Source organism: Qipengyuania sp., from assembly GCF_043423005.1.
Classification (GTDB): domain Bacteria; phylum Pseudomonadota; class Alphaproteobacteria; order Sphingomonadales; family Sphingomonadaceae; genus Qipengyuania.
Genome location: NZ_JBHWMI010000012.1, coordinates 20,323 through 42,284 on the forward strand (window position 1 = coordinate 20,323; position 21,962 = coordinate 42,284).

Sequence of the window (21,962 nt, forward strand, 5' to 3'; positions counted from 1 at the left end):
GGATCGTTAGCCCGGCTGGGACCGTCCCGCTTGGACGATCCCGTCATCGGATCGTCCGGTTATTCGGCTGCCTCGGCTAGCATGTCCACCGAGACGTACTTGCGACCAAGTTTGCCTTCGTGGAAACGGACCTGGCCGTTGGTAAGCGCGAACAGCGTGTGATCCTTGCCCATCCCGACATTGGTGCCCGGATAAAACTTGGTCCCGCGCTGGCGCACGATAATGTTGCCCGCAATCACGGCTTCGCTGCCGAACTTCTTGACGCCGAGACGGCGGCCTGCCGAATCGCGACCGTTACGCGACGAACCGCCTGCTTTCTTATGTGCCATCGTCCGCGCTCCTTACTTCTGTTCGTCGGCCGTATTGGCCGCATCGTCAACCTTCGTTTCGGTGACGGTCTTGTCATCGGCCTTGGCCGCGGCGGCGCCATCCTTCTTGGGGGCGGCCTTGCGGGCCTTGGGCGATGCCTTTTCCTCGCTCGTATCCTTTACCGGCGTGGCCTTCTTGGTCGCCTTGACCGGCGCGGCCTGCGATTCGGCCGGGGCCTGCGCAACGGTAACCGGTGCATCGGCAACCGCCGTGTCCGCACCCGTCGCCTTGGTAGCGGGGGTCTTTCCTTCGGCAGCAGCAGCACGCTGTTCGCCGCGATCGTCGCCCACCGCGGTGATGCGCAGGAGCGTCATCTGCTGGCGATGGCCGTTCTTGCGGCGATAATTGTGCCGGCGCCGCTTCTTGAAGACGACGACCTTTTCGCTCTTCGCCTGGGCGATGATCTCGGCCGAGACGGTCACCGACCCTGCCGCTTCGAGCCGATCGCCTTCGCCAGCGATCAACACATCGCCAAGCGTGATGGTGTCGCCCGCCGCACCGGCGAGCTTTTCGACTGCGATCTTGTCTCCGGCGGCAACCCGGTATTGCTTGCCGCCCGTACGCACTACTGCGAACATGGTGGTATCTCTCAACTAAAAAGCTTTGCCGCGTCCTTGCGAAACCACGGCGCATCCGTCAGCCCGCCCGAAGGCGAGGCCCGGAAAGAAGGGTGCCGTTAAGCGATCACCGGGGCCAAGTCAACGGCGGCTCTTGGGGTTTTTTCGCACGGGCTGTGGCGCACCGGGCGGGGCATGCTATGGCGCGCCGATGCGCCAGACCCTTCGCCTGACCCTGCCGGTAGCAGCTTCCCTCGCATTATCCGCCTGCGCCGGATCATCGGCGAACTATCCATCCCTGGCTATCCGGGATGCGGAGCGGGCAAGCGGCACCTTTGCGGCGGCGGAACCGCGCCGGATCGATGTTCCTGCGGTCGAAGTCGATCTTGCCGGCGGCCTCGATACGACCGTCACCAGCCTCGTTGCCTCGGCCCGGCGCGCGCATGACGCATTCCTTGCGCTGGTCCCGGATGCCCGCCCCAGGGTCGCGGCGCCCGGCGCGGCAACTACCGCGAGCGACGCCTGGGCGAGCGCTCAGGTCGCCTTGGCCGAACTCGAGGCGGCGCGTAGCCAGACGGCGATACCCTTGGGCGATCTCGATGCGATCTACGTCAGCCAGACGGTGCAGGCCGCGCAATCGCCATCACTGGTGGCTGCGCGGGAGCAGGTGATCGGATGGGTCGCCGAGGAAGACGCCGTGCTGGCCGAACTGCGCCGCCGTTAAGGAGACAGCCAGCGCGCGCGATCCGAATGGTCGGCCGGGCGGGGCTCGATCCAGTGCCACCCGTCGCCGCGCAGCTCGCGTTTCCATAGCCACGCGGCGGACTTGAGATGGTCCATCAGGAAGTCAGCGCCCTCGAACGCCGCCCTCCGGTGCCGCGCGGCCGCCGCGACAAGGACGATCGGGTCGCCGGGCTCCATCCGGCCGATCCGGTGCCACACCAGCACCCCGTCAAGCTGAAAGCGCGCGGCCGCATCTGTCGCCAGTTGCTGCATCCCCGAAAGGGTCAGCGGCTCGTAATGGGTCAGTTCGAGCGCGCGGACATCGCCCTCGGGGCGCACCTTGCCCAGAAAGGTCACGATTGCGCCAGCAGCCGGGTAGGCCCCCTCGAACGACGCGACAGCATCGGCAACGTGCAGGCTGAAATCGGCCAGCCGCACATCCAGCGGGGTACCGATCGGCATGCTACCCGCCGCTCACCGGAGGGAGGAAAGCGATCTCGTCGCCGGGACGGATAACGATCGATTCGCGGTGGGGCTGTACGATCCCGTGCACCGCCACGCTCGTGCGCGGTTCGGCCACGGCGGCGGCGAGGTCTTTGCCGAACCGGGCGGCAAGGATATCCTGAAGGCCCGGCCAGGTCGTTTCGCCCGGCAGATCGATGCTGGCCTCGGCACAGCCGGCCAGATCGTGCAGCCGGCCGAGAAAGACGAAGCGCGCTGTCGTCATGTCAGGTCTCGAGATACTGCCCGGTCACCCCCGGGGCAGCGGCGAGATAGCGCTCGGTCGAGATGACCGCCGCCGTCCCCGGTTCGCCGGCAACCATGTTGGCCCGCGAAGGCGCATGCTTGCGCGCCAGCCCCGCGATCGCGGCAAGCCGCCACTGATGGTGGGAATAATCGGCCGGCGGCAGCAGGACCATCACGTCCGTCCCGCTGGCAAGACGATGCTCGATGTCGCTCAGCCAGTCGCGATGGAACGCCGCTGCCGCGCCGAGAGGGTCGGCGGGCAGCGCGGGTATCTCCACTCGGATCATTCGCGCCTCTCGCGGTGCAGGGTGATGCCGATCTTCTCCCCCGCCTCGGCGATGGCCAGCTTGACGATCCTCACCGTCACCGCCTCCACCCGCCGGTCCTGCAGGAACAGCGTTTCGCAGATATGGTCGGCAACCGCTTCGATAAGCTTGAAGTGGACACCCGGCGGCAACGCGCCCGAGGCGGCGAATTTGAGGTCCATGTAGTTCTTGGAGTGGTCGAGCGAGGTATCCGGATCGTAGCGGTGAAGTGGTTTCATCCGCGCCGAGACCGTGAATCGCAGCGGCTGCGGCTTGCCGGTCTCTTCGGAATAGATCCCGGTCAGGACGTCGTGTTCGAAATCGGCGACCTCGAGGATAAGCGAATCGGGCATCGGCAGCCTTTAGCCGGGGTTTGACCAGCGCGCGAAGATCGCGGTGGGAAGCAGCCGCCCCCCGGCTCCCGCCTCGGCAACAGCAAGGTCGCCGTATTCGATCCGCCCGGGAAGATCAGCGAAGATCTCGTCCAGCAATCCGGCAAGCGCGAGGCTGCTCATGCGCACGGCATAGACCGTGAGGAACAGAAAGCGGCTGTCCCTGTCGAGCAGGCGGCGGCAATCGGCGACCAGCGGGGCCAGCCCGTCCTCGATCCGCCAGGTTTCGCCCTTTGGACCGCGGCCGAACTTGGGCGGATCGAGGATGATCCCGTCATAGCGACGCTCGCGGCGCACCTCGCGCGCGGTGAACTTGACGGCATCGTCGGTCAGCCAGCGGATCGGGCGCTCCTCCAATCCGGAAAGCGCCGCGTTGGCGCGGGCCTGCGCCACTGACTTTTTGCTCGCATCGACATGGGTCACCCGCCCGTACCGACTGAGCGCCAGGGTGCCCACACCCGTATAGCCGAACAGATTGAGCAGTTCCGCTTCCTCGGCCGGGCCAAGCTGTTCGGCCATCCAGTCCCACACCGGCGCCATGTCGGGAAAGAAACCGAGGTGGCGGAACGGGGTGCATTCGGCGGTAAAGCGGATGCCATCTTTCCATTGCAGTGGCCAGCCCTCGAGCGGGATGGCGGGGCCGAGATGCCAGCGTCCGCCGCCGTCCTCGTCGCTGCCGGGAATGAACTCGCCATCGGCATCCCATTCGGCGAGGCGGGGGGACCAGAGGGCCTGCCCCTCGGGCCGGATCACCCGGTGCGGACCGTACTGCTCGAACTTGCGCCCGCCACCACTGTCCAGCAGGCGAAAGCCGTCCCAGCCCTCGCCCACCATCAGCACGGGATTGCGAACCAGTTCAGCCATCAGCCGGCGTGGGCCAGAATATGGTCGCGCACCGCCTCGTAATCGCCGGGTAGGCGGACGCAGCGTTCCTCGCGCGCGAAGAGGTCGCCCACACGAGGCGGCAAGGACGGGCGGATGCCGGTCGCGCGCTCCACCGGATCGCGAAATTTCGCCGGGTGAGCGGTTGCCAGCGCGACCATCGGCGTGCCCGCACGGGTCGGCACCTGCCGCGCCGCGTGAAGCGCCACTGCGGTATGCGGATCGACCAGCATGCCCGACTGCTCGTAGGCGCGGCGAATGGCGAGGCTTGTTTCGTCGGCATCGGCGCGCACGCTGACCAACCGCTCGGCCGTGCCGCTGCGCTGCCGGGGGCTGAGCTCCATCCGGCGTTCGGCCTCGAACCGCGCCATCTGCTCGCCAAGGGCCGCGCCGTCGCGGCCGCCGACGTCGAACAGCAGGCGTTCGAAATTGGAGCTGACCTGAATATCCATGCTCGGGCTGGCAGTCGGCGTGACGCTGCCCTGCGCATACTCCCCGCTCGACAAGGCGCGGTGAAGGATATCGTTGACGTTCGTGGCAACGACGAGCGTTTCGATCGGCAGCCCCATTTGTGCCGCGACATAGCCGGCGAAAACGTCCCCGAAATTGCCGGTTGGCACGGCGAAGGCCACCGGCCGGTCAGGCGATCCCAGCTGCAGCGCAGCGGAGAAGTAATACACCACCTGCGCCGCCAGCCGCGCCCAGTTGATCGAATTGACGGCGCCCAGCCGGTGCCGGCCCGTTACCTCAGGGTCGGCGAACAGGCGCTTTACCATCGCCTGGGCATCGTCAAAGCTGCCCTCGATGGCGATATTGTGGACGTTGGGCGCCAGCACGGTCGTCATCTGCACCCGCTGGACGTCGCTGATGCGACCGGCGGGGTGAAGCATGAATATCTCGACGTTGTCGCGCCCGGCAACGGCATCGATCGCCGCGCTGCCGGTATCCCCGCTGGTGGCGCCGACGATGGTCAAGGTGCCCTCGTCCCGGTCGAGGAACTCCTCGAACAACAGGCCGAGCAATTGCAGCGCAATGTCCTTGAACGCCAGCGTCGGCCCGTGGAACAGCTCGAGCAGCCACAATCGCTCGTCCAGCTGGACCAGGGGGGTGACGGCTCCGTGGGCGAAACGTGCGTAAGCCTGGTGCGTGAGTTCGTTGAGGCGCGACGGGGCGATGCTGTCGCCGACGAAAGGCTGCATCACCCGTGCGGCGAGCTCGGCGTAGGGCAATCCCCGCAGCGCGGTGATTTCCGAAGGAGAGAAACGGGGCCAGCTTTCGGGCACGTAAAGCCCGCCGTCGCTTGCCAGGCCGGTAAGCGTCACCTCGGCGAAATTCAGCGTTGGCGCGTTGCCGCGAGTGGAAACGTACCGCATCGGAGCCGGGGGTTAGCCGCGCGGTCCCGCGGGGGCAAGCGCGCTAGAGGATCGCACGGTCCTGTGCGCGCCGGCGTAGCGCCAGCGCGTAGATGATCGCAGCCGTCAGTGCGAACAGGAACCACTGCACTGCATAGGCGAGGTGATTGTTGGGCAGATCCCGCGGGTCCGGCCGCGCGAGCGGCGCAAGGCCTGCCACCGGCGGACTGGCGACGAGCCGCACTCCCTCGCCCGCCGCGCCGAGATATCCGGTGACCATGCCGCCGCTCCAGTCGACCGGCTCGGGCGAGCGCGACAGGCCGAGCGCGATTTCTGCCGTGCCTCCCTCCGGTGTGCGGCACGTGACGATCTGGGCCAGCCCCGTGCCCCCATCGGCACCGTTGCCGGCAGTGGTCCGCCGGGCAACGATGTCGCGGCATTCGATTTGGCTTTTGCGATAGAGCGTACCGCTGACGTCCGCCGCCGTCCTGGGAAAAGGCACCTCGGCCGCCAGATCCTGCGCAGCGGCATAGCGCGCGATCATCGCCTCCTTCTCGCCCTTGCGAGCCAGCTGCCAGAACCCCAGCGCCAGCATGACGGCGACCGCGGCGGCGACCACGGCGGTGGGCAGCAGCGGCAGTCGCATCAAATGCGCCCCCACGCGAAAGGGGCAGTCGCGGCACTGCCGGACTGCCCCTTTCGCGAACCGGGTAAAACCCTGCTCATCAATGCATTTCGGCGCCCCAGCCGCCCCAGACATACACCGCCACGAACAGGAACAGCCACACCACGTCGACGAAATGCCAGTACCATGCCGCCGCTTCGAAACCGAAATGCTGGCGCGGGGTGAAGTGGCCCTTGTAGACGCGCACGAGGCAGACGATCAGGAAGATCGTGCCGATAAGCACATGGAAACCGTGGAACCCGGTGGCCATGTAGAACGCCGAGCCATAGGTATTCTGGCCGAAGGGGAACGGCGCGTGCAGGTATTCGTACGCCTGCACCGCAGTGAAGATCACGCCCAGGATGACGGTGAGCCACAGGCCCTTCTTCAGCCCGTCGCGATCGCCATGGATCAGCGAATGGTGCGCCCAGGTGACGGTCGTCCCCGAACACAGCAGGATCAGGGTATTGAGCAGCGGCAGCGAGAACGGGTTGATCACCGCCTCGATCGCGGCCGGGGGCCACTGGCCGCCGATGACCTCGGAAAGCTCGCTCGGGAAAAGGGCGAAATCGAACCAGCTCCAGAACCAGCCGACGAAGAACATCACTTCCGACGCGATGAACAGGATCATGCCGTAGCGCATGTGCAGCTGGACCACCGGCGTATGATCGCCGCGCTGCGCTTCCTTCACGATGTTCGAGAACCAGCTGAAGAAGGTCGCGATCAGACCGGCGATGCCGAGGCCGAGGATCAGGTGGCCGCCGTTCATCTCGTGCATGTAGAACACCAGACCGGTGGTCATCACGAGCGCAGAGAGCGATCCGATCAGCGGCCAGATGTCGGGTTCGAGAATGTGATATTCGTGATTGACGTTGCCGGCCATTATACTCGCGTCCTGTAGCTTGCCTTGGCTGCCCTTATCGCCGCCGTCGTCACGGGTCCAGACCCTACTCCGCCGATTCCTTCGTGCGGTGGAAGGTATAGGAAAGGGTGATCTGTTCGACCCCGTCCATGTTGGGATCGTCGAGCGCCCTGGGATCGACGTAATACAGCACCGGCATGCGCACTTCCTGTCCGGGCTCGAGCCTCTGTTCGGTAAAGCAGAAGCACTGCACCTTGCTGAAGTAGGCGCCGGCCTGTTCGGGCTCGACATTGAAGGTGGCGGTGCCGGTTACCGGTTCGTCGGACATGTTGCGGGCGACGTAGATCGCCATGTCACGCTGTCCCACGGTGACGGTATCGGTCACCTGCTCGGGCTTGAACTGCCACGGCACGTCGGGGGCGACACTGCCATCGAAGCGGATCGAGATTGTCGGCGACCCCGCCGATTGGCCGAGCCGTTCGGCAATCGCGGCATCGGTTTCGGTGGCCCGCTGGGTCGTCCCGCCGAACCCCGTCACCTGGCAGAACAGCCGGTAGAGCGGAACCGAGGCGTATCCGAGCCCGAGCATCCCGGCAGCAGCCAGCAGGGCGTAAAACGCCGTGCGATGCTTGCGCCGTTCGAGCGAGAGCGAAGTCATGGCCCTACCCCATCCGCACGATCGTGATCGCATAGAACAGGGCGACCAGGAACAGCAGGATAGCGCCGACCACCAGGTTGCGGCTCTTCTGCCGGCGGCGATACTCGGCGTCTTCCTCGGGCGTCATGCAATAACTCCATTGTAGGCGAGCGCACGGTCGACGACCAGCGCACCGAACAGCGCAAAAAGATAGACGATGCTGAAGCCGAACAGGCGCTTTTCGGGCGCCATGCCGTCTCCTTGCACCGTGCGCCGCAACCCGACCGGCAGCGATGCGGCGATGAACAAAAGCGACAGGACCAGCGCCGCGATCCCGTAGATCGCACCGGCGAGACCAAGCAGGAACGGGGCCAGCGCGACGGGCGAGAGGACGATGGCATAAGCAAGGATGTGCCGGCGCGTCGTCACCTCGCCCCGCACCACGGGGAGCATGGGTATGCCGACCTTGGCGTAATCCGATTGCACGAACAGCGCGAGGGCCCAGAAATGCGGCGGCGTCCACAGGAAGATGATGGCGAACAACAGCACCGGCATCACCGTGATATCGCCGGTCACCGCGACCCATCCGATTACCGGCGGGAACGCCCCCGCCCCGCCGCCGATGACGATATTTTGCGGCGTGCGCGGCTTCAGCCAGATGGTGTAGACGACGGCGTAATATACGATCGATGCGAACAGGATCGCTGCCGCCAGCCAGTTGACCGCGACCCCCATGATCACCACCGAGGCGCCCGCCAGCAGCAGGCCGAAATCACGCGCATCGTCACGGCGCATGCGCCCCGCGGGCAGTGGCCGCGCGGCGGTGCGTTTCATCCCGCTGTCGATCTCGGCTTCCCACCACTGGTTCAACGCCGCCGCCCCGCCCGCGCCAAGGGCGATGCACAGGATGGCCGTGAATCCGATGACCGGATGGATTGGCCCGGGTGCTGCAAGCAGGCCGCACAGACCCGTGAAAATCACCAGCGTCATCACCCGCGGCTTGGTCAGCGCGAAAAAATCGCGCCAGTCCGCAGGGAGGCGGGTGGTGGAGGGGGCGGCCTGGGTCATGCGAGATCGGTTATCGTTATAGGGCGGCAGCGGCGCGGAATAAAGGGTCAGAGGCGCGAGAGCCAGTCGAGCAGCAGGCGATTGACCTCGGCCGGGCGTTCCTGCTGGGTCCAGTGCCCGCAACCCTCGAGCAGATGTCCTTCGACCCGTGGCGCGTATTGGCGCATCATCGCGATGGGATCGGTCACTGCGCCGAACAGGAACGTGGCGGGATCGCGCGTGCCGCCGATGAACAGGCAGGGCTGCTCGATCCGTTGCCCACGCCACCGCTGCAACCAGGCAAAATCGGCCTCGTGGTTGCGATACCGGTTGAGCGGTCCGCGAAAACCCGATTGCCGGAACTCGCTTTCGTAGAAATCGAGATCGGCCGGCGTCAACCACTCGAGCGGACGGGGATCGGGAAGTCCGTCGAGAAAGCGCGCACCAAGCGGCTTGTCGAAATAATTGCCCGGCGGCACGTCCCCGCTGATCGCGTACATCATCCGCTCGACGAAACCGCGCGGATCGGCCTCGGCCTCCGCTTCCGCTATTTCGGGCTGCTGGAAATACTCCTGGTAGAAGAACTTGCCCCGCTCGGTGAAATGCTGGCGAAAAACCTCGGTGAAAGGCCTCTGGGGCACACCGGCGAACGGCACCGAAAGGCCGGCGACGGCATGGAAACGGTCCGGCTGCGTCAGCGCGCTGTTCCAGACGATGGGGGCCCCCCAGTCATGGCCGACGAGGGTCGCGGGCCGGTCGGGCTGCAAGACCTCGGCAAGACCGCTCAGATCGCCGACGATCCGTTCCATCGCATAGTCCGCAATCTCCGGCGGCTTGTCCGAACCGCCGTAACCCCGCACGTCGATTGCGCAGGCGGTGAACCCGGCTTCAGCCAGGGGCCCCAGTTGATGGCGCCAGGAATACCAGCTTTCGGGAAAGCCGTGGACCAGGATGACGAGAGGTCCGGTGCCCTCGATCGCGCAGCGCAGCTTCGCCTCGCCGGTCTCGATCATGCGCATTTCAGGCATCGGGCCAGTCCTTGGCAAAGACGAACGGCCGGCGTCCCTTGAAGAGGCGCCGGCCGTTCCTTGTTGATTCACACCTGGCGAAGGTGATCAGTGCGCCTCGCGCGGCTCCGCCTGGGGATCGCGGGGCAGGTGATCGTGATAGGTGTGATGCTCCTCGATCACCGGCAGCGTCTCGAACTGGTGATAGGGCGGCGGGCTTGGCAAGGTCCATTCGAGAGTCGTCGCACCTTCGCCCCAGTAGTTGGGCGCCGCCTTCTTGCCGGCGAACAGGGCATAGCCGATGTTCACGAAGAACGGGATCATCGACAGCGCCATGACATGGTAGCCGTACGAACTGATCTGGTTCCAGTAGGTATAGGCTTCCGCATAGTCGGGATAACGGCGCGGCATGCCCTGCCAGCCCAGGAAATGCTGGGGGAAGAAGATCATGTTCACGCCGATGAAGAAGCCCCAGAAGTGGATATGGGCGAGCAGTTCGGAATGCATCCGTCCGCTCATCTTCGGGAACCAGAAATAGAACCCGGCGAACAGCGAGAACACCGCGCCCATCGACAGCACGTAATGGAAGTGGGCGACCACGAAGTACGTATCGTGCACCACGTCGTCGACCCCGCCATTGGCAAGATACACGCCGGTAACGCCGCCAACCGTGAACAGGAAGATGAAGCCCAGCGCCCAAACCATCGGGCTGCGGAACTCGATCGAACCGCCCCACATGGTGGCGATCCAGCTGAAGATCTTCACCCCGGTCGGCACGGCGATGATCATCGTCGCGGCGGTGAAATACATCTTCGTGTTAACGTCGAGGCCCACGGTGTACATGTGGTGCGCCCATACGATGAAGCCGACGACGCCAATCGCCACCATGGCATAAGCCATGCCCAGGTAACCGAACACCGGCTTGCGGCTGAAGGTCGCCACGATCTGGCTGATCATGCCGAAGCCCGGCAGGATCATGATGTACACCTCGGGGTGGCCGAAGAACCAGAACAGGTGCTGGTACAGCACGGGATCGCCGCCGCCGGCAGGATCGAAGAAGGTCGTGCCGAAATTGCGATCGGTCAGCAGCATGGTTATTGCGGCGGCCAGCACGGGGAGCGCCAGCAACAGCAGGAACGCGGTGACCAGCATCGACCAAACGAACAGCGGCATCTTGTGCAGGGTCATGCCCGGCGCGCGCATGTTGAAGATGGTGGTGATGAAGTTCGTCGCGCCCAGGATCGAACCCGCACCGGACAGGTGCAGCGCGAAAATGGCAAAGTCGACCGCCGGGCCGGTGGAGCCGCTGGTCGAGAGTGGCGCATAGACGGTCCACCCGGTTCCCGCACCCATTCCCGTACCTCCGGGCACAAAAAGCGAGAACATGAGGCTGCAGAACCCGACGAAGGTAAGCCAGAACGAGATGTTGTTCATCCGCGGGAACGCCATGTCGGGCGCGCCGATCATCAGCGGAACAAACCAGTTGCCGAAACCGCCGATCATCGCCGGCATGACCATGAAGAACACCATGATCAGGCCATGCGCGGTGATCAGCACGTTCCAGTGATGCAACGCCTCGTCGATCGCCCCCGGACCGACCCCGATAAGCGGATAGACCGAATCGAGGATCTGGATGCCCGGCTCGGCGAGTTCGGCGCGCATGATGCCGGAGATCGCCCCGCCGATGATCCCCGCGAAGATCGCGAAGATCAGATAAAGCGTGCCGATGTCCTTGTGGTTGGTCGACATGAACCAGCGCGCAAAGAAGCCGGGCTTGTGATCGGCATGGCTGTGCGCGTGGTCATCGGTGTGGGCCTGGAAGGCATCGGCAGTAGTGGCCATCTTCGGGTTCTCTTGCGCTTGAAGCTTGTGTCTTCAGGAACGGATATCGATTGTTCAGGTCGTCGGCACGGCATCGGCCGGGGGAGCACCCGCACCGGCGGCGCCCGGAACGGCGCTCTCCGGTTCCTGCAGCGGGGCCACGCTCGGCGCGGCGGGCGCCTCTTCGGCCTCGGCGCCGGCAATCGTGCCGCCCTGTGCCAGCACCCAGGCATTATACTGATCGAGCGGCAAAGCCTCGACCGCGATGGGCATATAGGCATGGCGCGCACCGCACAGTTCGGAACACTGGCCGTAATAGACGCCGGGCTCGTCGATCTGGATCATGCGCTCGTTGAGGCGGCCGGGGACCGCGTCGAGCTTGAACCACAGGCTGGGCACGGCGAAGGAATGGATCACGTCGGCCGCGGTCGTCTGCAAGCGGATCGGCACGCCGACGGGCACGACCATGCGGTTGTCCACCGCCAGCTGATGCGGCTCGCCCGCCGCTTCGGCTTCCTGCTCGTCGAGCATGTTCGAGACGATCTCGAAATCCCCGTTGTCGGGATAGGAGTAGCCCCAGTACCACTGATACCCGGTCGCCTTGATCGTGATCGCATCTGCCGGGGGCGCCCTGTACTGCTTGGCGATAAGCGAGATCGAGGGCACCGCGATCCCCAGAAGGATCAGTGCCGGCACCACCGTCCAGATCACTTCGACCATCGTGTTGTGGCTGGTCTTGGACGGCACCGGATTGGCCCGCTTGTTGAAGCGCAGAACGACGTACAAGAGCAGCGCCAGGACGAGGACGCAGATGCCGATCATCACCCAGATGAGGCCGGTATGAAGGCCGCTGGCGAACCGTCCGGTCTCGTTGAACTGGTCCTGGACATTCCAGCCGCCGGGGATCGGCTGGCCCTTGCCGGCCGTGGGTTTCATCGGCGTATAGGCGGCGCTGCCTGCGGCGACCGCATCGGGATCGGCCACGTCGGCAGTCGCGGCCGCGTCAACCGTCGCCTGTTCGGCGGGCGGAGTGATCGCCGGCGCCGGGGCCACCAGTTCGGGCGCGGGCGAACTGGGGGACGCAGTCGGCGCCGGGGTGGCCGCAGGAACGGCCTGGGCCAAGGCGACCGGCGCAGCGAGCGGCAGCAACACTGCCGCGGTCAGCGTGGCAGCAATTCGATCAAGCCCTTTGAAGGAACGGAAGATCTTCATCGTCGTCGAAACTCTTTTCGCCAGTCTTTGCCGGGCGACCATGCGCAGCCGCGCCTGTGAGCGCCACCGAATGCATGCCCTGTCGCGAGGGGTCGGATGGATGCCCTATAGGCACCGATATCGCACGGCTCAAGCGGTGACACCACAAATTTGTCATCCGCCTTTGCTCTTGCGTGTGCGCGGGTTTGTCGCTTTGAGCGACGAACCATGACCAGGGACGAAATTCTCGCCGCATTCCGGGCCAGCGAAGCCCTGCTCGAAGGGCATTTCCGCCTGTCGAGCGGACGGCGCAGCGGGCATTATCTGCAGTGCGCGCGGGTGTTGATGAACGCCCGGCGCGCGGCCGCTCTGGCCGAGGCGCTGGCGGCCACGCTTCCGGCAGATATCAGGGCGGGCATCGATCTGGTGGTCAGCCCTGCGATGGGCGGGATTATCATCGGGCACGAGATGGGCCGCGCGCTCGATAAAGACGCGATATTTCTCGAACGACCGGAAGGCACCTTTCACCTGCGGCGCGGCTTCCGCATCGAACCCGGCGCCAGGGTCCTGATGGTCGAGGACGTGGTGACGACCGGTCTTTCCAGCCGCGAGGCGATCGCGGCGGTCGCACGCGAAGGGGGCGAGGTGATCGCGGAATGTGCGCTGGTTGACCGGTCGGAAGGACACGCAGAGCTCGGCGTGCCGTTCTATCCGCTCATCACCCTGTCCTTCCCGACCTATGCCGAGGACGAAATTCCGCCCGAGCTGGCCGCGCTACCGGTGACCAAGCCGGGAAGCCGCGCCGCGTGACCCGGCCCCTGCGCCTCGGCGTCAATATCGATCACGTGGCGACGATCCGCAATGCGCGGGGCGGCGATCATCCCGATCCGGTCAGGGCGGCGGAGATCGTTGCCCGGGTCGGCGGCGACGGCATTACCGCGCATCTGCGCGAAGATCGCCGCCATATCCGGGATGCGGACCTGCGCCGGATACAGGAGGCGACCGACCTGCCGCTCAATCTGGAGATGGCGGCAACCGAGGAAATGCTTTCCATCGCCCTCGCCCACCGGCCTCATGCCGCCTGCATCGTTCCCGAACGGCGCGAGGAACGGACCACCGAGGGCGGCCTCGATGCGGCGGGATTGCATAACACGCTGGCCCCTCTGGTGGGGCGATTGGGCGAGGCGGGCATCCGCGTGTCGCTGTTTATCGAGGCGCAGGAGCGTCAGCTCGAGGCGGCGCTTCGCCTTGGGGTTCCGGTGGTGGAATTCCACACCGGCGAATACGCGCATGCCGCGCTGGGCGAGGATCACGAGCGGACCGCACGCGAACTGCGGCGGATCGCCGACATGGCGGCGCTGGCGGCGAAAAACGGCATCGAACCTCATGCAGGGCACGGCCTTACCTACGACAACGTCCAGCCGATCGCCGCCATCCCCCAGATCGCCGAACTCAACATCGGCCATTACCTCGTGGGCGAGGCTGTGTTCGTCGGGCTGGAAGAGGCGGTTCGCCACATGCGCGAACTGATGGACGCCGCACGATGAGCGCGCGCGAACTGACCCGTGCCGAGCGTCGGTGGGCACTGGCGGCGGCGATACCGTTCCTCGCCAGCCTGCTCCTGGCCGGGTTCGCCATCGGCCGGCAGACGTTCCTTGCCTTCGGTATCGGATGGCCGCTGATCCAGATCGGCTTCTATATCGGTGCCGCCCGCTTTGCCGGCGGCGCGATCGATCATCCGCTGGTCAAATCGCAGGTCATGCTCCACTGGATGATGATGGCCCTGGTTGTCACCTTGTTTGCGAGAGCCACGTGATCATCGGCCTTGGCTCGGACCTGTGCAACATCGAACGGATCCAGAACTCGCTCGACCGGTTCGGGGCGCGGTTCGAGGAGCGGGTGTTCACCGATATCGAGCGCGCCAAGGCACAGCGCCGCCCCTTTACCATGGCCGGCACCTATGCCAAGCGCTTCGCCGCCAAGGAGGCCTTCTCCAAGGCGGTCGGCACCGGGTTCAGGCGCGGCGTGTTCATGAAGGACATCGGCGTCGTCAATGCCGCGTCGGGCGCGCCGACCCTGGCGCTGACGGGGGGCGCCGCGGCGCGTCTGGCCGAATTGCTGCCGGAGGGTCACGCGGCGCATATTCATCTGACCCTCACCGACGATCATCCATGGGCGCAGGCCTTCGTCATCATCGAGGCGCATCGCCAATGAAGTCCACCGCCCTTTCCCTGCGCCGCGACAGGGGCGCCTCGCGCAGCAACAGGCGACGCGAGCGGACCGACTGGCTGGCCGAACTGAAGGGGCTGGCGCTGATGCTGCTGGCGGTGTTTGCCTTTCACAGCTTCATCGCCAAACCGTTCTACATTCCATCGGAATCGATGCTTCCCAACCTGATGGAAGGGGATCGGCTGGTGGTGAGCAAGTATCCCTATGGCTGGAACTGGTCTTCGATCAGCTTCCACCTTGCCCCGCGGGACGATTGGCGGGTGGGCGGGCGCACGCCGGAATATGGCGATATCGTCGTGCCGGTGCATCCGCAGCGCGACGAGGATTACATCAAGCGCGTGGTCGCCTTGCCGGGGGACAGGATTGCGGTTCGTAACGGACAGATCGTCATCAACGGCGATCCCGTGCCGCAACGGGCCGAGCCGCCGCTCGACCTGCCGATCGACGGCAACTCGACCTGCCTTGGCTTTAACGAACCGACCTTTCTCGCCAGCGATGCGGCGGGCAATCCGGTCTGCCGGGTGCCGGTCTATCGCGAAACCCTGCCAAACGGCGCCACCTATCTGATCATCGATCACATCGCGCAGTCGCTCGATGATGTGCCCGAGCAGGTCGTGCCGGAAGGCAGCGTCTTCGTTATGGGTGACAACCGCGACCATTCGGCCGACAGTCGCGAGACGCTGGACCCGCGCGGTTTGCTGGGGCCGGTTCCGCTCGAGAACATTGGCGGGCGGGCCGAATTCATCACCTTCTCGCTCGACGGTTCGACGACGCTCAACCCGGTGACATGGTTCACCAGCCTGCGCGGTGCAAGGGCGTGGAGCACGTTAAGACCCGCAAAGCTAGAGCCGCAGCCGGGGGCCTAGACGCCGTATCAGCACGAAGGGGGTAGTCATGGCCGAGGAACCGAACGCGGAAGAAACAGCCGAACTGGGCCGCAGCCCTTCTCATATCGAGGATCCCCGCATCCGCAACGAGGCCCGCCGGGCATTCGTATGGACCGCGGTGGTGGGTCTGGCGGTCCTGCTGGTCTATATCGCGCAGCCCTTGCTGGTGGTCTTCGGGGCGCTGGTCTTTGCCTCGATGATCGACGGCGGGGCGCGCCTGCTTGGCCGCGTGCTGCCCATCGGACGGGGCTGGCGGGTGACGCTGGTGCTGTTGTTCGCGCTGCTGTTCTTCGTCTGGCTCGGCTATTTCGCCGGGACGACCATCTCGCAGGAAGCTGCGCGGTTTCCGACCCTGATCGAGCAACAGCTGGACGAGACCCTCGACTGGGCGCGACAACAGGGCTTCGATGTGAGATACTCGCAGCTGCAGAACTACGTCAGCAGCATCGGTTCGGGGCTGTCCACCTTCACCGCCGCGCTTTCCGGCATCGCCGGCGGAGTTGCGACCCTGATCCTGATTGTCGTGATCGGTATCTATGTTGCCGTCGATCCCAAGCTATACGAGCGCGGTGTCGCCTGGATGATGCCCTCACGCAAGCGCGAGGGCCTTTACGAGACGCTCGCGGAAATGGCGCGAACCATGCGGCGGCTGATGGCCGGACGGCTCGCCGGCATGGTGCTCGAAGGCCTGCTGACCTATGTTCTCCTGCGCTTCGGGGGCCTGCCATTCGGCATCGATCCGGTGCCGATGGCCGCCCTGCTCGCCATCCTGACAGGGTTGCTCGCTTTCATCCCCAACCTCGGCGCGATCGTATCGGGTCTGCTGATGGTGCTGGTGGGCTTTTCCGGCGGGGTCGAGATGGGCATCTTCACCATCGTGGTCTACCTCCTGGTCCAGAATTTCGACGGCTACGTGGTCATTCCGATGATCGCCAAGACCACGGTCGATCTCGCCCCCGCACTCGTGCTTGCGGCGCAGCTGGTGATGGGCATCCTGTTCGGCATCGTCGGCCTGCTGTTCGCCGACCCGCTGCTGGCGATGATCAAGGTCGCACTCGAACGGCGGGCACGCACGGTCGAGGACGATGCGAGCGGGAAAGACGCGGTCGGGATCAGGCATGGCGCGTAAGTTTCTCTATCTCGTCGCGGGCATCATCATCCTGGTGATTGCCGGCGCCTTCGCGCTTGCCATCTGGTCCAACGAGGCGACCAGGATCGCCTTCGTACCGCGCGGCGAATTCGTCGAGCAGGCGCCGCTGGCCGATAATGCCTATCAGGATCCCGCGATGTGGTATTCGCGCCCCGGCATCGGCACGGCCGATCCGGCGCGCTACCAACCGCCTCTCGCATCGCCGACACTTGCGAGCGAAGATGCCCTGCCCGGACAGGCAGCCCAAACAGTCGGAGCCGGGCAGCAAGGCCGCCTGCCGGTGCCGTCCTTCGCCGTGTTCTTCGTGCCGCCGACCAGCTACATCCGTGCCGGGGGCGACTGGAACGCGCCCCTCGGCGATGCCGAAACCGATCAACGTGCCCGCCTGTTTCTGCGCGGGCTGGCCACCCCCTTCAACCGCGCGGACGAGATCTGGGCGCCGCGCTACCGCCAGGCGGCGGCAGGCGCCTTCCTGACTGCACAGCCCGAAGCCGGGCGCGCGATCGATGCTGCCTATGCCGATATCGTTCAGGCCTTCGAGTACTTCCTGGCCAAGGTTCCGGCCGACAAGCCGATCGTGCTTGCCGGGCACAGCCAGGGCGCGCTTCATGTCCTGCAATTGCTGCAAGACAAGGTCGACAGCAGCATTCCCGCCTCGCGGATCGCGGGGGTCTATGCGATCGGCTGGCCGATTTCGATCGCTCACGACCTGCCGGCCCTCCCCCTCCCCGCCTGTGCGACGCCGGGCCAGCCCGGCTGCATCGTATCATGGAGCAGCTTTGCCGATGACGGCGATCCGTCACTGATCCTGGAACGCTATCGCAAGACGCCCGGCTATGACGGTCAGCCGCGGGGCGACGGGCCGATCCTGTGCATCAACCCGCTCACCGGAACCAGCGGCGGCAGCGCCCCGGCCAGCGCCAATCGCGGCACCCTGATGCCGAGCGACGATCTCACCTCCGGCGAACTCGTCCCCGGGCTCATTCCGGCGCGCTGCGACCCGCGGGGGCTGCTGCTGATCGGTCAGCCGCCAGCCTTCAGCCAGGGGGTCCTCCCGGGGGGAAATTACCACGTCTACGACATCCCGCTGTTCTGGCAGAACCTTCAGGACGACGTGGCGCAGCGAGTGGCGGCATGGACTTCGCGGGCCTCGTAACCGAAAGCGCGCTGACCTTCGCCGACCGCCTGCCGGAGGGCGGGGTGTTGGTTGGTGTCGACCTCGGCACCCGGACGATCGGCCTTGCCACCTGCGACGCAGGCTGGCGTTTCGCCACTGCGGGGACCACGCTGACCCGGGGGAAGTTCGCCCGCGATGCGGCGGCGCTCGGCGAACTCGTTACGGCACGCCGGGCGGTCGGCATCGTCATCGGACTGCCGCGCAATATGGATGGCAGCGAAGGTCCGCGCGCGCAGGCGAGCCGCGCCTATGCCCGCAACCTTGCCGAGCGGCTGTCCCTGCCGGTCCTGCTGTGGGACGAGCGCTGGTCGACGGTGAGCGCAGAGACCTCGCTGATCGATCAGGGAATGAGCCGGGCCAAGCGTGCCGAGCGGATCGACGCCCATGCCGCGGCGGTCATCCTGCAAGGGGCGATCGACGCCCTTACCCGCTGACCCAAAGGCACGCCCGCCATTGTCAGCCGCACGACGACCCCGCTACTGGCGGCAGCATGAGCGAGCAGTTATTCGATCCGGCGACGGCAACGCCGTTTTTGTGCAGCCGCGGCCACCCTGGCTGGCTGGGGCTGAAATACGCCGACCACGGCGCCGACTGGGTCGAACTCGAGCTTCCCTGGCGGGCGGACCTGATCGGTGACGACGGGCAGCACGTCGTTGCCTCCGGCCCGATCCTCAGCCTGATGGATATGGCCAGCGGCATGGCGATCTGGCGCCGGATGGATGCGTTCCGGGCCATCGCGACACTCGATCTGCGGGTCGACTACGTCCGCCCGGCTCGCGAAGGGTCCAGCGTGTTCGGACGCTCGCAGTGCTATCGCGTTACGCGCAGTGCCGCCTTCGTCCGCGGGCTGGCGCACGATGGCGATGCCGCCGATCCGGTGGCGCATATCCAGGGCGTCTTCATGAACATCGGCGAAGACCCGCGGAGCCTGCCCGATGCCTGACCTGAATGCCGACCATGTCCTGACCCCCTATGCCCGCTCGCTGGGCATCCGGCTCAATCGCTGGGACGACGGCACGCTCGTCTACAGTGTCGAGTTCGCGGAGATCGTCGAGGGCAGGCCACAGTACTACCACGGCGGCGCGACGGGCGGCCTGCTGGAAACGGCCGGATATGGCGTGCTGCGCGCGGAACTCGATCGCGCCGGGCGACGCGCGATGCTCAAGCCGATCAACATCACGGTCCAGTATCTGGCCGCGGGCAAGAACCAGGTCAGCTACGCCAGCGGGCGGATTACCAAGCTCGGCCGGCGCAGCGCGAACATCACCGTCGAAGCATGGCAGGACGACCCGGCCCGCCCGATCGCCACGGCGATCATGAACGTGCTGATGGCAGAGGAGAAGCAGCCTCCCGGCTAATCCGGACCCGGAACGCCTTCGCGCTGTCGCCACGCCTCTTCGTACTGCCGTTCGAGTTCCAGCTGACGATCTTCGGCACGGCGGCGGGCATCCTCGATCGCCTGTTCGTCGATCGAGACACCCTCTCCATCCACCCGCACGTCGATCGGCACCCCGTCGATCGCGGTCGAGAGGACCGCCTCGCCATCGCGAATGCGCAGACGCGATTCGCCGTCGCCCAGCGGAATGTCCGCCCCGTCCGGCAGGTCGAGCGGTTCGACCGGGCCGCCCGGGTCGGGCTGGCTGCGCGGAGGCTGGCGGGTCGGCGCCGCCGATACGCCAAGCGCCTGCGTCATGAAATCCCGCCAGATCCGCGCCGGAAGCCCGCCGCCGGACATGCCGCCCGGCAGCGGAGAGTTGTCGTCGTTGCCGATCCAGACGCCGACGACCAGATCGCCGGCAAAGCCCACGAACAACGCATCGCGATTGTCCTGCGTCGTCCCGGTCTTGCCGAAATTCGGCTGGCTCAGCATCGCCGCGCGTCCCGTCCCGTCGTTGATCGCCGCGCGGAGCATTTCCAGCATCTCCCCGTGCGTCGAGCGTGAAAGGGACGATGTGCCGTCCGTCAGCCGCTCCCACCAGGACGCCTCCGGCCGAACGAAGCCGCGCGGTTCGACGGGAAAGCTGTTTGCCGCGACGCCGGCATAAGCCGCGGTCAGTTCGAGCAGCGTCATCGTCGACGTGCCGAGGGCCAGGCTCGGGTCGCCCTTGGTCATCGCCGCACTGATGCCGAAATCCTGCGCTGTCTCGATCACGTTTTCGCTGCCCACCTCACCCAGCAGGCGCACGGCGGCGACATTGCTCGACTGGGCGAAGGCCTGCCTCAGCGTCAGGCTGTCGGAATAGACGCCCCGCGCATTCCGGGGGCGATAGCCGCCCTGCGTGATCTCGGTATTGGCGATCCGGTCATCCGGCTCCCAGCCTTCGCGCAGGGCAGCGAGATAGACGAAGGTCTTGAAGGTCGATCCCGGCTGGCGGCGCGCCTGGGTGGCGCGGTTGAACGGCGAGGTGGCGTAGTCCTTCCCCCCGATCATCGCCACCACCTCGCCATTGCGTCGCATCGCCACCAGCGCGACCTGTGCCTTGCCGAGCGGCGCGCGGTTCGTCACCCGGCGGGCGATCTCCTGCAACCGCGCATCGAGGGTCGTGGTCAGCGTCTGGCGCGCATATCCCGTTTCGGTCAACGCCCGGGCCTGGGGCAACGCCCAATCGGCGAAATAGGTGCCGGTCGGAAGATCGCTCTTCAGGCGCACGTCGAGATCGGGGGGACGCATCGCCCGGGCCTCCGCCTCGGTCACATAGCCGGCATCCACCATCGCCTGCACGACCAGCCGCATGCGGCGTACCGCGCGTTCGTAGTGCCGGGTCGGCGCATAGGCCGAAGGGGCTTGCAGCAAGCCTGCCAGCATTGCCGCCTGGGCAGGGCGCAGGTTTTCGGGCTTGCGGTAGAAATAATGCATGCTGGCGGCGCGCAGTCCGTAGACGTTATCGCCGAAATAGGCGTTCGAGAGGTAGCGTTCGAGGATTTCGTCCTTGGTCAGCCATCCTTCCAGCCAGAACGCGATCAAGGCCTCGCGGGCCTTGCGCGTCAGGCTGCGTTCGGGCGTCAGGAAGGTGAACTTCGCCAGCTGCTGGGTAATCGTGCTGCCGCCGCCGGTGCCGGTGAAGGCGGCGCGGGCGATGCCCCGCGGATCGATCCCCCAGTGGGAATAGAACCTCCGGTCCTCGATCGCCAGGAAGGCCTCAATCACGTGCGGCGGCAAATCGGCCACCCTCACCGGCTCGTCCGTCACGGCGCCGTTGCGCGCGATCGGAGTGCCGTTCGATGCCAGCAAGGTGATCTGGGGCGGCGCGATCGGACGCAGAGACTTGTTGAGCGGCGCGGTTATCGCCAGCCAGGCGACGAGAAGCAGCAGCAGCGCCAGCACCGCGGCAACGATGCGGGCGGCCCACCAGCGACGCCGGCGGCCCAGCCAGAACGAACGCCGCCACCAGCGGGTCGGGGGTCGCTCCAACCCTTCAGAACGCGGTTCGCCACCAAGCTGGCGGGCCTCCCATTCGTCGTAGAAGTCCGCTTCATCGAACCGATCGTCGAGCGAGTAATAGCCCCGATGCGGCCCCGTCCCCATCGTGTGGGGATCGCGTTTGCGGAAACTGTCGAACACGTTCATCCCTTACTGTGCTATCGCATTAACACAGCATTTAGAAGGGCTATGCGTTGGCCACGATGCTTTCCGGCAGGTCTTCGCCGAACACCCGCTGATAGTATTCGGCAACGAGCGCCCGCTCCTCCTCGTCGCACTTGTTGAGAAACGACAGGCGGAAGGCGAAGCCGACGTCCTTGAAGATCGCCGTGTTCTGCGCCCAGGTGATGACCGTCCGCGGGCTCATCACAGTGGAAATGTCGCCATTGATGAAGCCCTGACGGGTCAGTTCGGCAACCTTGACCATGTCGGCAACCAGCTTGGGATCGGCGCCCTCGCTTTTCGCGCCGACGATCGCTTCTTCGGTTGCGGCAGGCAGGTAGTTGAGGCCGACGACGATGTTCCAGCGGTCCATCTGGCCC

29 protein-coding genes are annotated in these 21,962 nt (G+C 65.8%); 11 read left to right on the forward strand and 18 right to left on the reverse strand.

Annotated features, from left to right (window positions below; all coding sequences use genetic code 11):
* Window positions 1–59: 59 nt before the first annotated feature.
* Both rpmA and rplU read right to left on the reverse strand, forming a co-directional pair.
* Window positions 60–329, reverse strand: a complete 270-nt coding sequence (gene rpmA, locus ACHFFA_RS02735) for a 50S ribosomal protein L27 (protein ID WP_394269306.1) — start codon at window positions 327–329, stop codon at window positions 60–62.
* Window positions 330–341: 12 nt separating this feature from the next.
* Window positions 342–962: a 50S ribosomal protein L21 gene (rplU, locus tag ACHFFA_RS02740; protein ID WP_394269307.1), complete on the reverse strand. Its 621-nt coding sequence runs from the start codon at window positions 960–962 to the stop codon at window positions 342–344.
* 175 nt (window positions 963–1,137) lie between these two features.
* Here rplU and ACHFFA_RS02745 point away from each other — a divergent pair, with 175 nt between their 5' ends.
* Complete coding sequence (locus tag ACHFFA_RS02745) at window positions 1,138–1,650, forward strand: hypothetical protein (RefSeq protein ID WP_394269308.1); 513 nt, start codon at window positions 1,138–1,140, stop codon at window positions 1,648–1,650.
* Here ACHFFA_RS02745 and ACHFFA_RS02750 read toward each other — a convergent pair.
* The 14 genes from ACHFFA_RS02750 to coxB all read right to left on the reverse strand — a co-directional run bounded on the left by ACHFFA_RS02750 (window position 1,647) and on the right by coxB (window position 12,577).
* Window positions 1,647–2,111 carry a molybdenum cofactor biosynthesis protein MoaE gene (locus tag ACHFFA_RS02750; RefSeq protein ID WP_394269309.1) on the reverse strand — a complete coding sequence of 155 codons (465 nt, stop codon included), beginning with the start codon at window positions 2,109–2,111 and terminating at the stop codon, window positions 1,647–1,649. The genes ACHFFA_RS02745 and ACHFFA_RS02750 overlap by 4 nt on opposite strands.
* Window position 2,112: 1 nt before the next feature.
* On the reverse strand, window positions 2,113–2,376 hold the full coding sequence (locus ACHFFA_RS02755; protein ID WP_394269310.1) for a MoaD/ThiS family protein: 264 nt from the start codon (window positions 2,374–2,376) through the stop codon (window positions 2,113–2,115).
* A gap of 1 nt (window position 2,377) precedes the next feature.
* Entirely contained in the window at window positions 2,378–2,683 is a 306-nt protein-coding gene (locus ACHFFA_RS02760; RefSeq protein WP_394269311.1) for a Rossmann fold domain-containing protein, read from the reverse strand.
* Window positions 2,680–3,054, reverse strand: a complete 375-nt coding sequence (locus tag ACHFFA_RS02765) for a dihydroneopterin aldolase (RefSeq protein ID WP_394269312.1) — start codon at window positions 3,052–3,054, stop codon at window positions 2,680–2,682. Before ACHFFA_RS02765 ends, ACHFFA_RS02760 begins: the two co-directional genes overlap by 4 nt.
* Window positions 3,055–3,063: 9 nt before the next feature.
* Window positions 3,064–3,957 (reverse strand): class I SAM-dependent methyltransferase, encoded by an 894-nt coding sequence (locus ACHFFA_RS02770; protein ID WP_394269313.1) that lies wholly within the window; start codon window positions 3,955–3,957, stop codon window positions 3,064–3,066.
* The gene (gene thrC, locus ACHFFA_RS02775; protein ID WP_394269314.1) at window positions 3,957–5,348 is read right to left on the reverse strand and encodes a threonine synthase; all 1,392 of its coding nucleotides are present in this window, start codon (window positions 5,346–5,348) and stop codon (window positions 3,957–3,959) included. The genes ACHFFA_RS02770 and thrC overlap by 1 nt, the downstream gene beginning before the upstream one ends.
* Before the next feature lie 43 nt (window positions 5,349–5,391).
* Window positions 5,392–5,973, reverse strand: coding sequence for an SURF1 family protein (locus tag ACHFFA_RS02780; protein ID WP_394269315.1), 582 nt, complete (start codon window positions 5,971–5,973; stop codon window positions 5,392–5,394).
* 79 nt (window positions 5,974–6,052) lie between these two features.
* Window positions 6,053–6,874: a cytochrome c oxidase subunit 3 gene (locus ACHFFA_RS02785; protein WP_394269316.1), complete on the reverse strand. Its 822-nt coding sequence runs from the start codon at window positions 6,872–6,874 to the stop codon at window positions 6,053–6,055.
* Between the two features lie 64 nt (window positions 6,875–6,938).
* Entirely contained in the window at window positions 6,939–7,511 is a 573-nt protein-coding gene (locus ACHFFA_RS02790) for a cytochrome c oxidase assembly protein (protein ID WP_394269317.1), read from the reverse strand.
* A gap of 4 nt (window positions 7,512–7,515) precedes the next feature.
* Window positions 7,516–7,638, reverse strand: coding sequence for a hypothetical protein (locus tag ACHFFA_RS02795; RefSeq protein ID WP_394269318.1), 123 nt, complete (start codon window positions 7,636–7,638; stop codon window positions 7,516–7,518).
* On the reverse strand, window positions 7,635–8,558 hold the full coding sequence (locus tag ACHFFA_RS02800; RefSeq protein ID WP_394269319.1) for a heme o synthase: 924 nt from the start codon (window positions 8,556–8,558) through the stop codon (window positions 7,635–7,637). The genes ACHFFA_RS02795 and ACHFFA_RS02800 overlap by 4 nt, the downstream gene beginning before the upstream one ends.
* Window positions 8,559–8,605: 47 nt before the next feature.
* Window positions 8,606–9,565: an alpha/beta fold hydrolase gene (locus ACHFFA_RS02805; RefSeq protein ID WP_394269320.1), complete on the reverse strand. Its 960-nt coding sequence runs from the start codon at window positions 9,563–9,565 to the stop codon at window positions 8,606–8,608.
* An 87-nt stretch (window positions 9,566–9,652) separates the two neighbouring features.
* The gene (gene ctaD, locus ACHFFA_RS02810) at window positions 9,653–11,386 is read right to left on the reverse strand and encodes a cytochrome c oxidase subunit I (RefSeq protein WP_394269321.1); all 1,734 of its coding nucleotides are present in this window, start codon (window positions 11,384–11,386) and stop codon (window positions 9,653–9,655) included.
* A 54-nt stretch (window positions 11,387–11,440) separates the two neighbouring features.
* A complete protein-coding gene (gene coxB / locus ACHFFA_RS02815) occupies window positions 11,441–12,577 on the reverse strand; it encodes a cytochrome c oxidase subunit II (RefSeq protein WP_394269322.1) in 1,137 nt (378 codons plus the stop codon).
* A gap of 207 nt (window positions 12,578–12,784) precedes the next feature.
* On the opposite strand from coxB, the gene pyrE reads away from it, so the two are divergent.
* From pyrE to ACHFFA_RS02865, 10 genes are read left to right on the forward strand one after another with little or no spacing between them, the layout of a single operon-like run.
* Window positions 12,785–13,366, forward strand: coding sequence for an orotate phosphoribosyltransferase (gene pyrE, locus ACHFFA_RS02820; protein WP_394269323.1), 582 nt, complete (start codon window positions 12,785–12,787; stop codon window positions 13,364–13,366).
* A complete protein-coding gene (locus ACHFFA_RS02825; RefSeq protein ID WP_394269324.1) occupies window positions 13,363–14,103 on the forward strand; it encodes a pyridoxine 5'-phosphate synthase in 741 nt (246 codons plus the stop codon). Before pyrE ends, ACHFFA_RS02825 begins: the two co-directional genes overlap by 4 nt.
* Complete coding sequence (locus ACHFFA_RS02830) at window positions 14,100–14,372, forward strand: pyridoxal phosphate biosynthetic protein (RefSeq protein WP_394269325.1); 273 nt, start codon at window positions 14,100–14,102, stop codon at window positions 14,370–14,372. The genes ACHFFA_RS02825 and ACHFFA_RS02830 overlap by 4 nt, the downstream gene beginning before the upstream one ends.
* Window positions 14,369–14,770 carry a holo-ACP synthase gene (gene acpS / locus ACHFFA_RS02835; RefSeq protein ID WP_394269326.1) on the forward strand — a complete coding sequence of 134 codons (402 nt, stop codon included), beginning with the start codon at window positions 14,369–14,371 and terminating at the stop codon, window positions 14,768–14,770. The genes ACHFFA_RS02830 and acpS overlap by 4 nt, the downstream gene beginning before the upstream one ends.
* Window positions 14,767–15,651 carry a signal peptidase I gene (gene lepB / locus ACHFFA_RS02840; RefSeq protein WP_394269327.1) on the forward strand — a complete coding sequence of 295 codons (885 nt, stop codon included), beginning with the start codon at window positions 14,767–14,769 and terminating at the stop codon, window positions 15,649–15,651. The genes acpS and lepB overlap by 4 nt, the downstream gene beginning before the upstream one ends.
* A 28-nt stretch (window positions 15,652–15,679) precedes the next feature.
* A complete protein-coding gene (locus tag ACHFFA_RS02845) occupies window positions 15,680–16,801 on the forward strand; it encodes an AI-2E family transporter (RefSeq protein WP_394269328.1) in 1,122 nt (373 codons plus the stop codon).
* Window positions 16,791–17,978, forward strand: a complete 1,188-nt coding sequence (locus ACHFFA_RS02850) for a DUF3089 domain-containing protein (RefSeq protein ID WP_394269329.1) — start codon at window positions 16,791–16,793, stop codon at window positions 17,976–17,978. Before ACHFFA_RS02845 ends, ACHFFA_RS02850 begins: the two co-directional genes overlap by 11 nt.
* Complete coding sequence (ruvX, locus tag ACHFFA_RS02855) at window positions 17,957–18,433, forward strand: Holliday junction resolvase RuvX (RefSeq protein ID WP_394269330.1); 477 nt, start codon at window positions 17,957–17,959, stop codon at window positions 18,431–18,433. Before ACHFFA_RS02850 ends, ruvX begins: the two co-directional genes overlap by 22 nt.
* 56 nt (window positions 18,434–18,489) lie before the next feature.
* Window positions 18,490–18,942, forward strand: a complete 453-nt coding sequence (locus ACHFFA_RS02860; RefSeq protein WP_394269331.1) for a PaaI family thioesterase — start codon at window positions 18,490–18,492, stop codon at window positions 18,940–18,942.
* Window positions 18,935–19,357: a PaaI family thioesterase gene (locus tag ACHFFA_RS02865; RefSeq protein WP_394269332.1), complete on the forward strand. Its 423-nt coding sequence runs from the start codon at window positions 18,935–18,937 to the stop codon at window positions 19,355–19,357. Before ACHFFA_RS02860 ends, ACHFFA_RS02865 begins: the two co-directional genes overlap by 8 nt.
* Here the strand turns inward: ACHFFA_RS02865 and ACHFFA_RS02870 are convergent.
* Both ACHFFA_RS02870 and ACHFFA_RS02875 read right to left on the reverse strand, forming a co-directional pair.
* On the reverse strand, window positions 19,354–21,567 hold the full coding sequence (locus tag ACHFFA_RS02870; RefSeq protein ID WP_394269333.1) for a transglycosylase domain-containing protein: 2,214 nt from the start codon (window positions 21,565–21,567) through the stop codon (window positions 19,354–19,356). The two genes, ACHFFA_RS02865 and ACHFFA_RS02870, sit on opposite strands and share 4 nt — an antisense overlap.
* Before the next feature lie 40 nt (window positions 21,568–21,607).
* A partial coding sequence (locus tag ACHFFA_RS02875; RefSeq protein WP_394269334.1) for a CbbQ/NirQ/NorQ C-terminal domain-containing protein occupies window positions 21,608–21,962 on the reverse strand: 355 nt, incomplete at its 5' end.

Bases quoted from the DNA above. Each gene is read 5' to 3' on its own strand.
- ACHFFA_RS02845 (WP_394269328.1), top strand. From the start codon at position 15,680: ATGGCCGAGGAACCGAACGCGGAAGAAACAGCCGAACTGGGCCGCAGC.
- ACHFFA_RS02780 (WP_394269315.1), bottom strand. From the start codon at position 5,973: ATGCGACTGCCGCTGCTGCCCACCGCCGTGGTCGCCGCCGCGGTCGCC.
- ACHFFA_RS02750 (WP_394269309.1), bottom strand. From the start codon at position 2,111: ATGCCGATCGGTACCCCGCTGGATGTGCGGCTGGCCGATTTCAGCCTG.
- ACHFFA_RS02770 (WP_394269313.1), bottom strand. From the start codon at position 3,957: ATGGCTGAACTGGTTCGCAATCCCGTGCTGATGGTGGGCGAGGGCTGG.
- ACHFFA_RS02865 (WP_394269332.1), top strand. From the start codon at position 18,935: ATGCCTGACCTGAATGCCGACCATGTCCTGACCCCCTATGCCCGCTCG.
- coxB (WP_394269322.1), bottom strand. From the start codon at position 12,577: ATGAAGATCTTCCGTTCCTTCAAAGGGCTTGATCGAATTGCTGCCACG.
- ACHFFA_RS02760 (WP_394269311.1), bottom strand. From the start codon at position 2,683: ATGATCCGAGTGGAGATACCCGCGCTGCCCGCCGACCCTCTCGGCGCG.
- ACHFFA_RS02870 (WP_394269333.1), bottom strand. From the start codon at position 21,567: ATGAACGTGTTCGACAGTTTCCGCAAACGCGATCCCCACACGATGGGG.
- ACHFFA_RS02790 (WP_394269317.1), bottom strand. From the start codon at position 7,511: ATGACTTCGCTCTCGCTCGAACGGCGCAAGCATCGCACGGCGTTTTAC.
- ruvX (WP_394269330.1), top strand. From the start codon at position 17,957: ATGGACTTCGCGGGCCTCGTAACCGAAAGCGCGCTGACCTTCGCCGAC.
- rpmA (WP_394269306.1), bottom strand. From the start codon at position 329: ATGGCACATAAGAAAGCAGGCGGTTCGTCGCGTAACGGTCGCGATTCG.
- thrC (WP_394269314.1), bottom strand. From the start codon at position 5,348: ATGCGGTACGTTTCCACTCGCGGCAACGCGCCAACGCTGAATTTCGCC.
- ACHFFA_RS02805 (WP_394269320.1), bottom strand. From the start codon at position 9,565: ATGCCTGAAATGCGCATGATCGAGACCGGCGAGGCGAAGCTGCGCTGC.
- ACHFFA_RS02745 (WP_394269308.1), top strand. From the start codon at position 1,138: ATGCGCCAGACCCTTCGCCTGACCCTGCCGGTAGCAGCTTCCCTCGCA.
- ACHFFA_RS02800 (WP_394269319.1), bottom strand. From the start codon at position 8,558: ATGACCCAGGCCGCCCCCTCCACCACCCGCCTCCCTGCGGACTGGCGC.
- ACHFFA_RS02850 (WP_394269329.1), top strand. From the start codon at position 16,791: ATGGCGCGTAAGTTTCTCTATCTCGTCGCGGGCATCATCATCCTGGTG.
- ctaD (WP_394269321.1), bottom strand. From the start codon at position 11,386: ATGGCCACTACTGCCGATGCCTTCCAGGCCCACACCGATGACCACGCG.
- ACHFFA_RS02860 (WP_394269331.1), top strand. From the start codon at position 18,490: ATGAGCGAGCAGTTATTCGATCCGGCGACGGCAACGCCGTTTTTGTGC.
- ACHFFA_RS02795 (WP_394269318.1), bottom strand. From the start codon at position 7,638: ATGACGCCCGAGGAAGACGCCGAGTATCGCCGCCGGCAGAAGAGCCGC.
- ACHFFA_RS02765 (WP_394269312.1), bottom strand. From the start codon at position 3,054: ATGCCCGATTCGCTTATCCTCGAGGTCGCCGATTTCGAACACGACGTC.
- lepB (WP_394269327.1), top strand. From the start codon at position 14,767: ATGAAGTCCACCGCCCTTTCCCTGCGCCGCGACAGGGGCGCCTCGCGC.
- ACHFFA_RS02755 (WP_394269310.1), bottom strand. From the start codon at position 2,376: ATGACGACAGCGCGCTTCGTCTTTCTCGGCCGGCTGCACGATCTGGCC.
- pyrE (WP_394269323.1), top strand. From the start codon at position 12,785: ATGACCAGGGACGAAATTCTCGCCGCATTCCGGGCCAGCGAAGCCCTG.
- ACHFFA_RS02830 (WP_394269325.1), top strand. From the start codon at position 14,100: ATGAGCGCGCGCGAACTGACCCGTGCCGAGCGTCGGTGGGCACTGGCG.
- ACHFFA_RS02785 (WP_394269316.1), bottom strand. From the start codon at position 6,874: ATGGCCGGCAACGTCAATCACGAATATCACATTCTCGAACCCGACATC.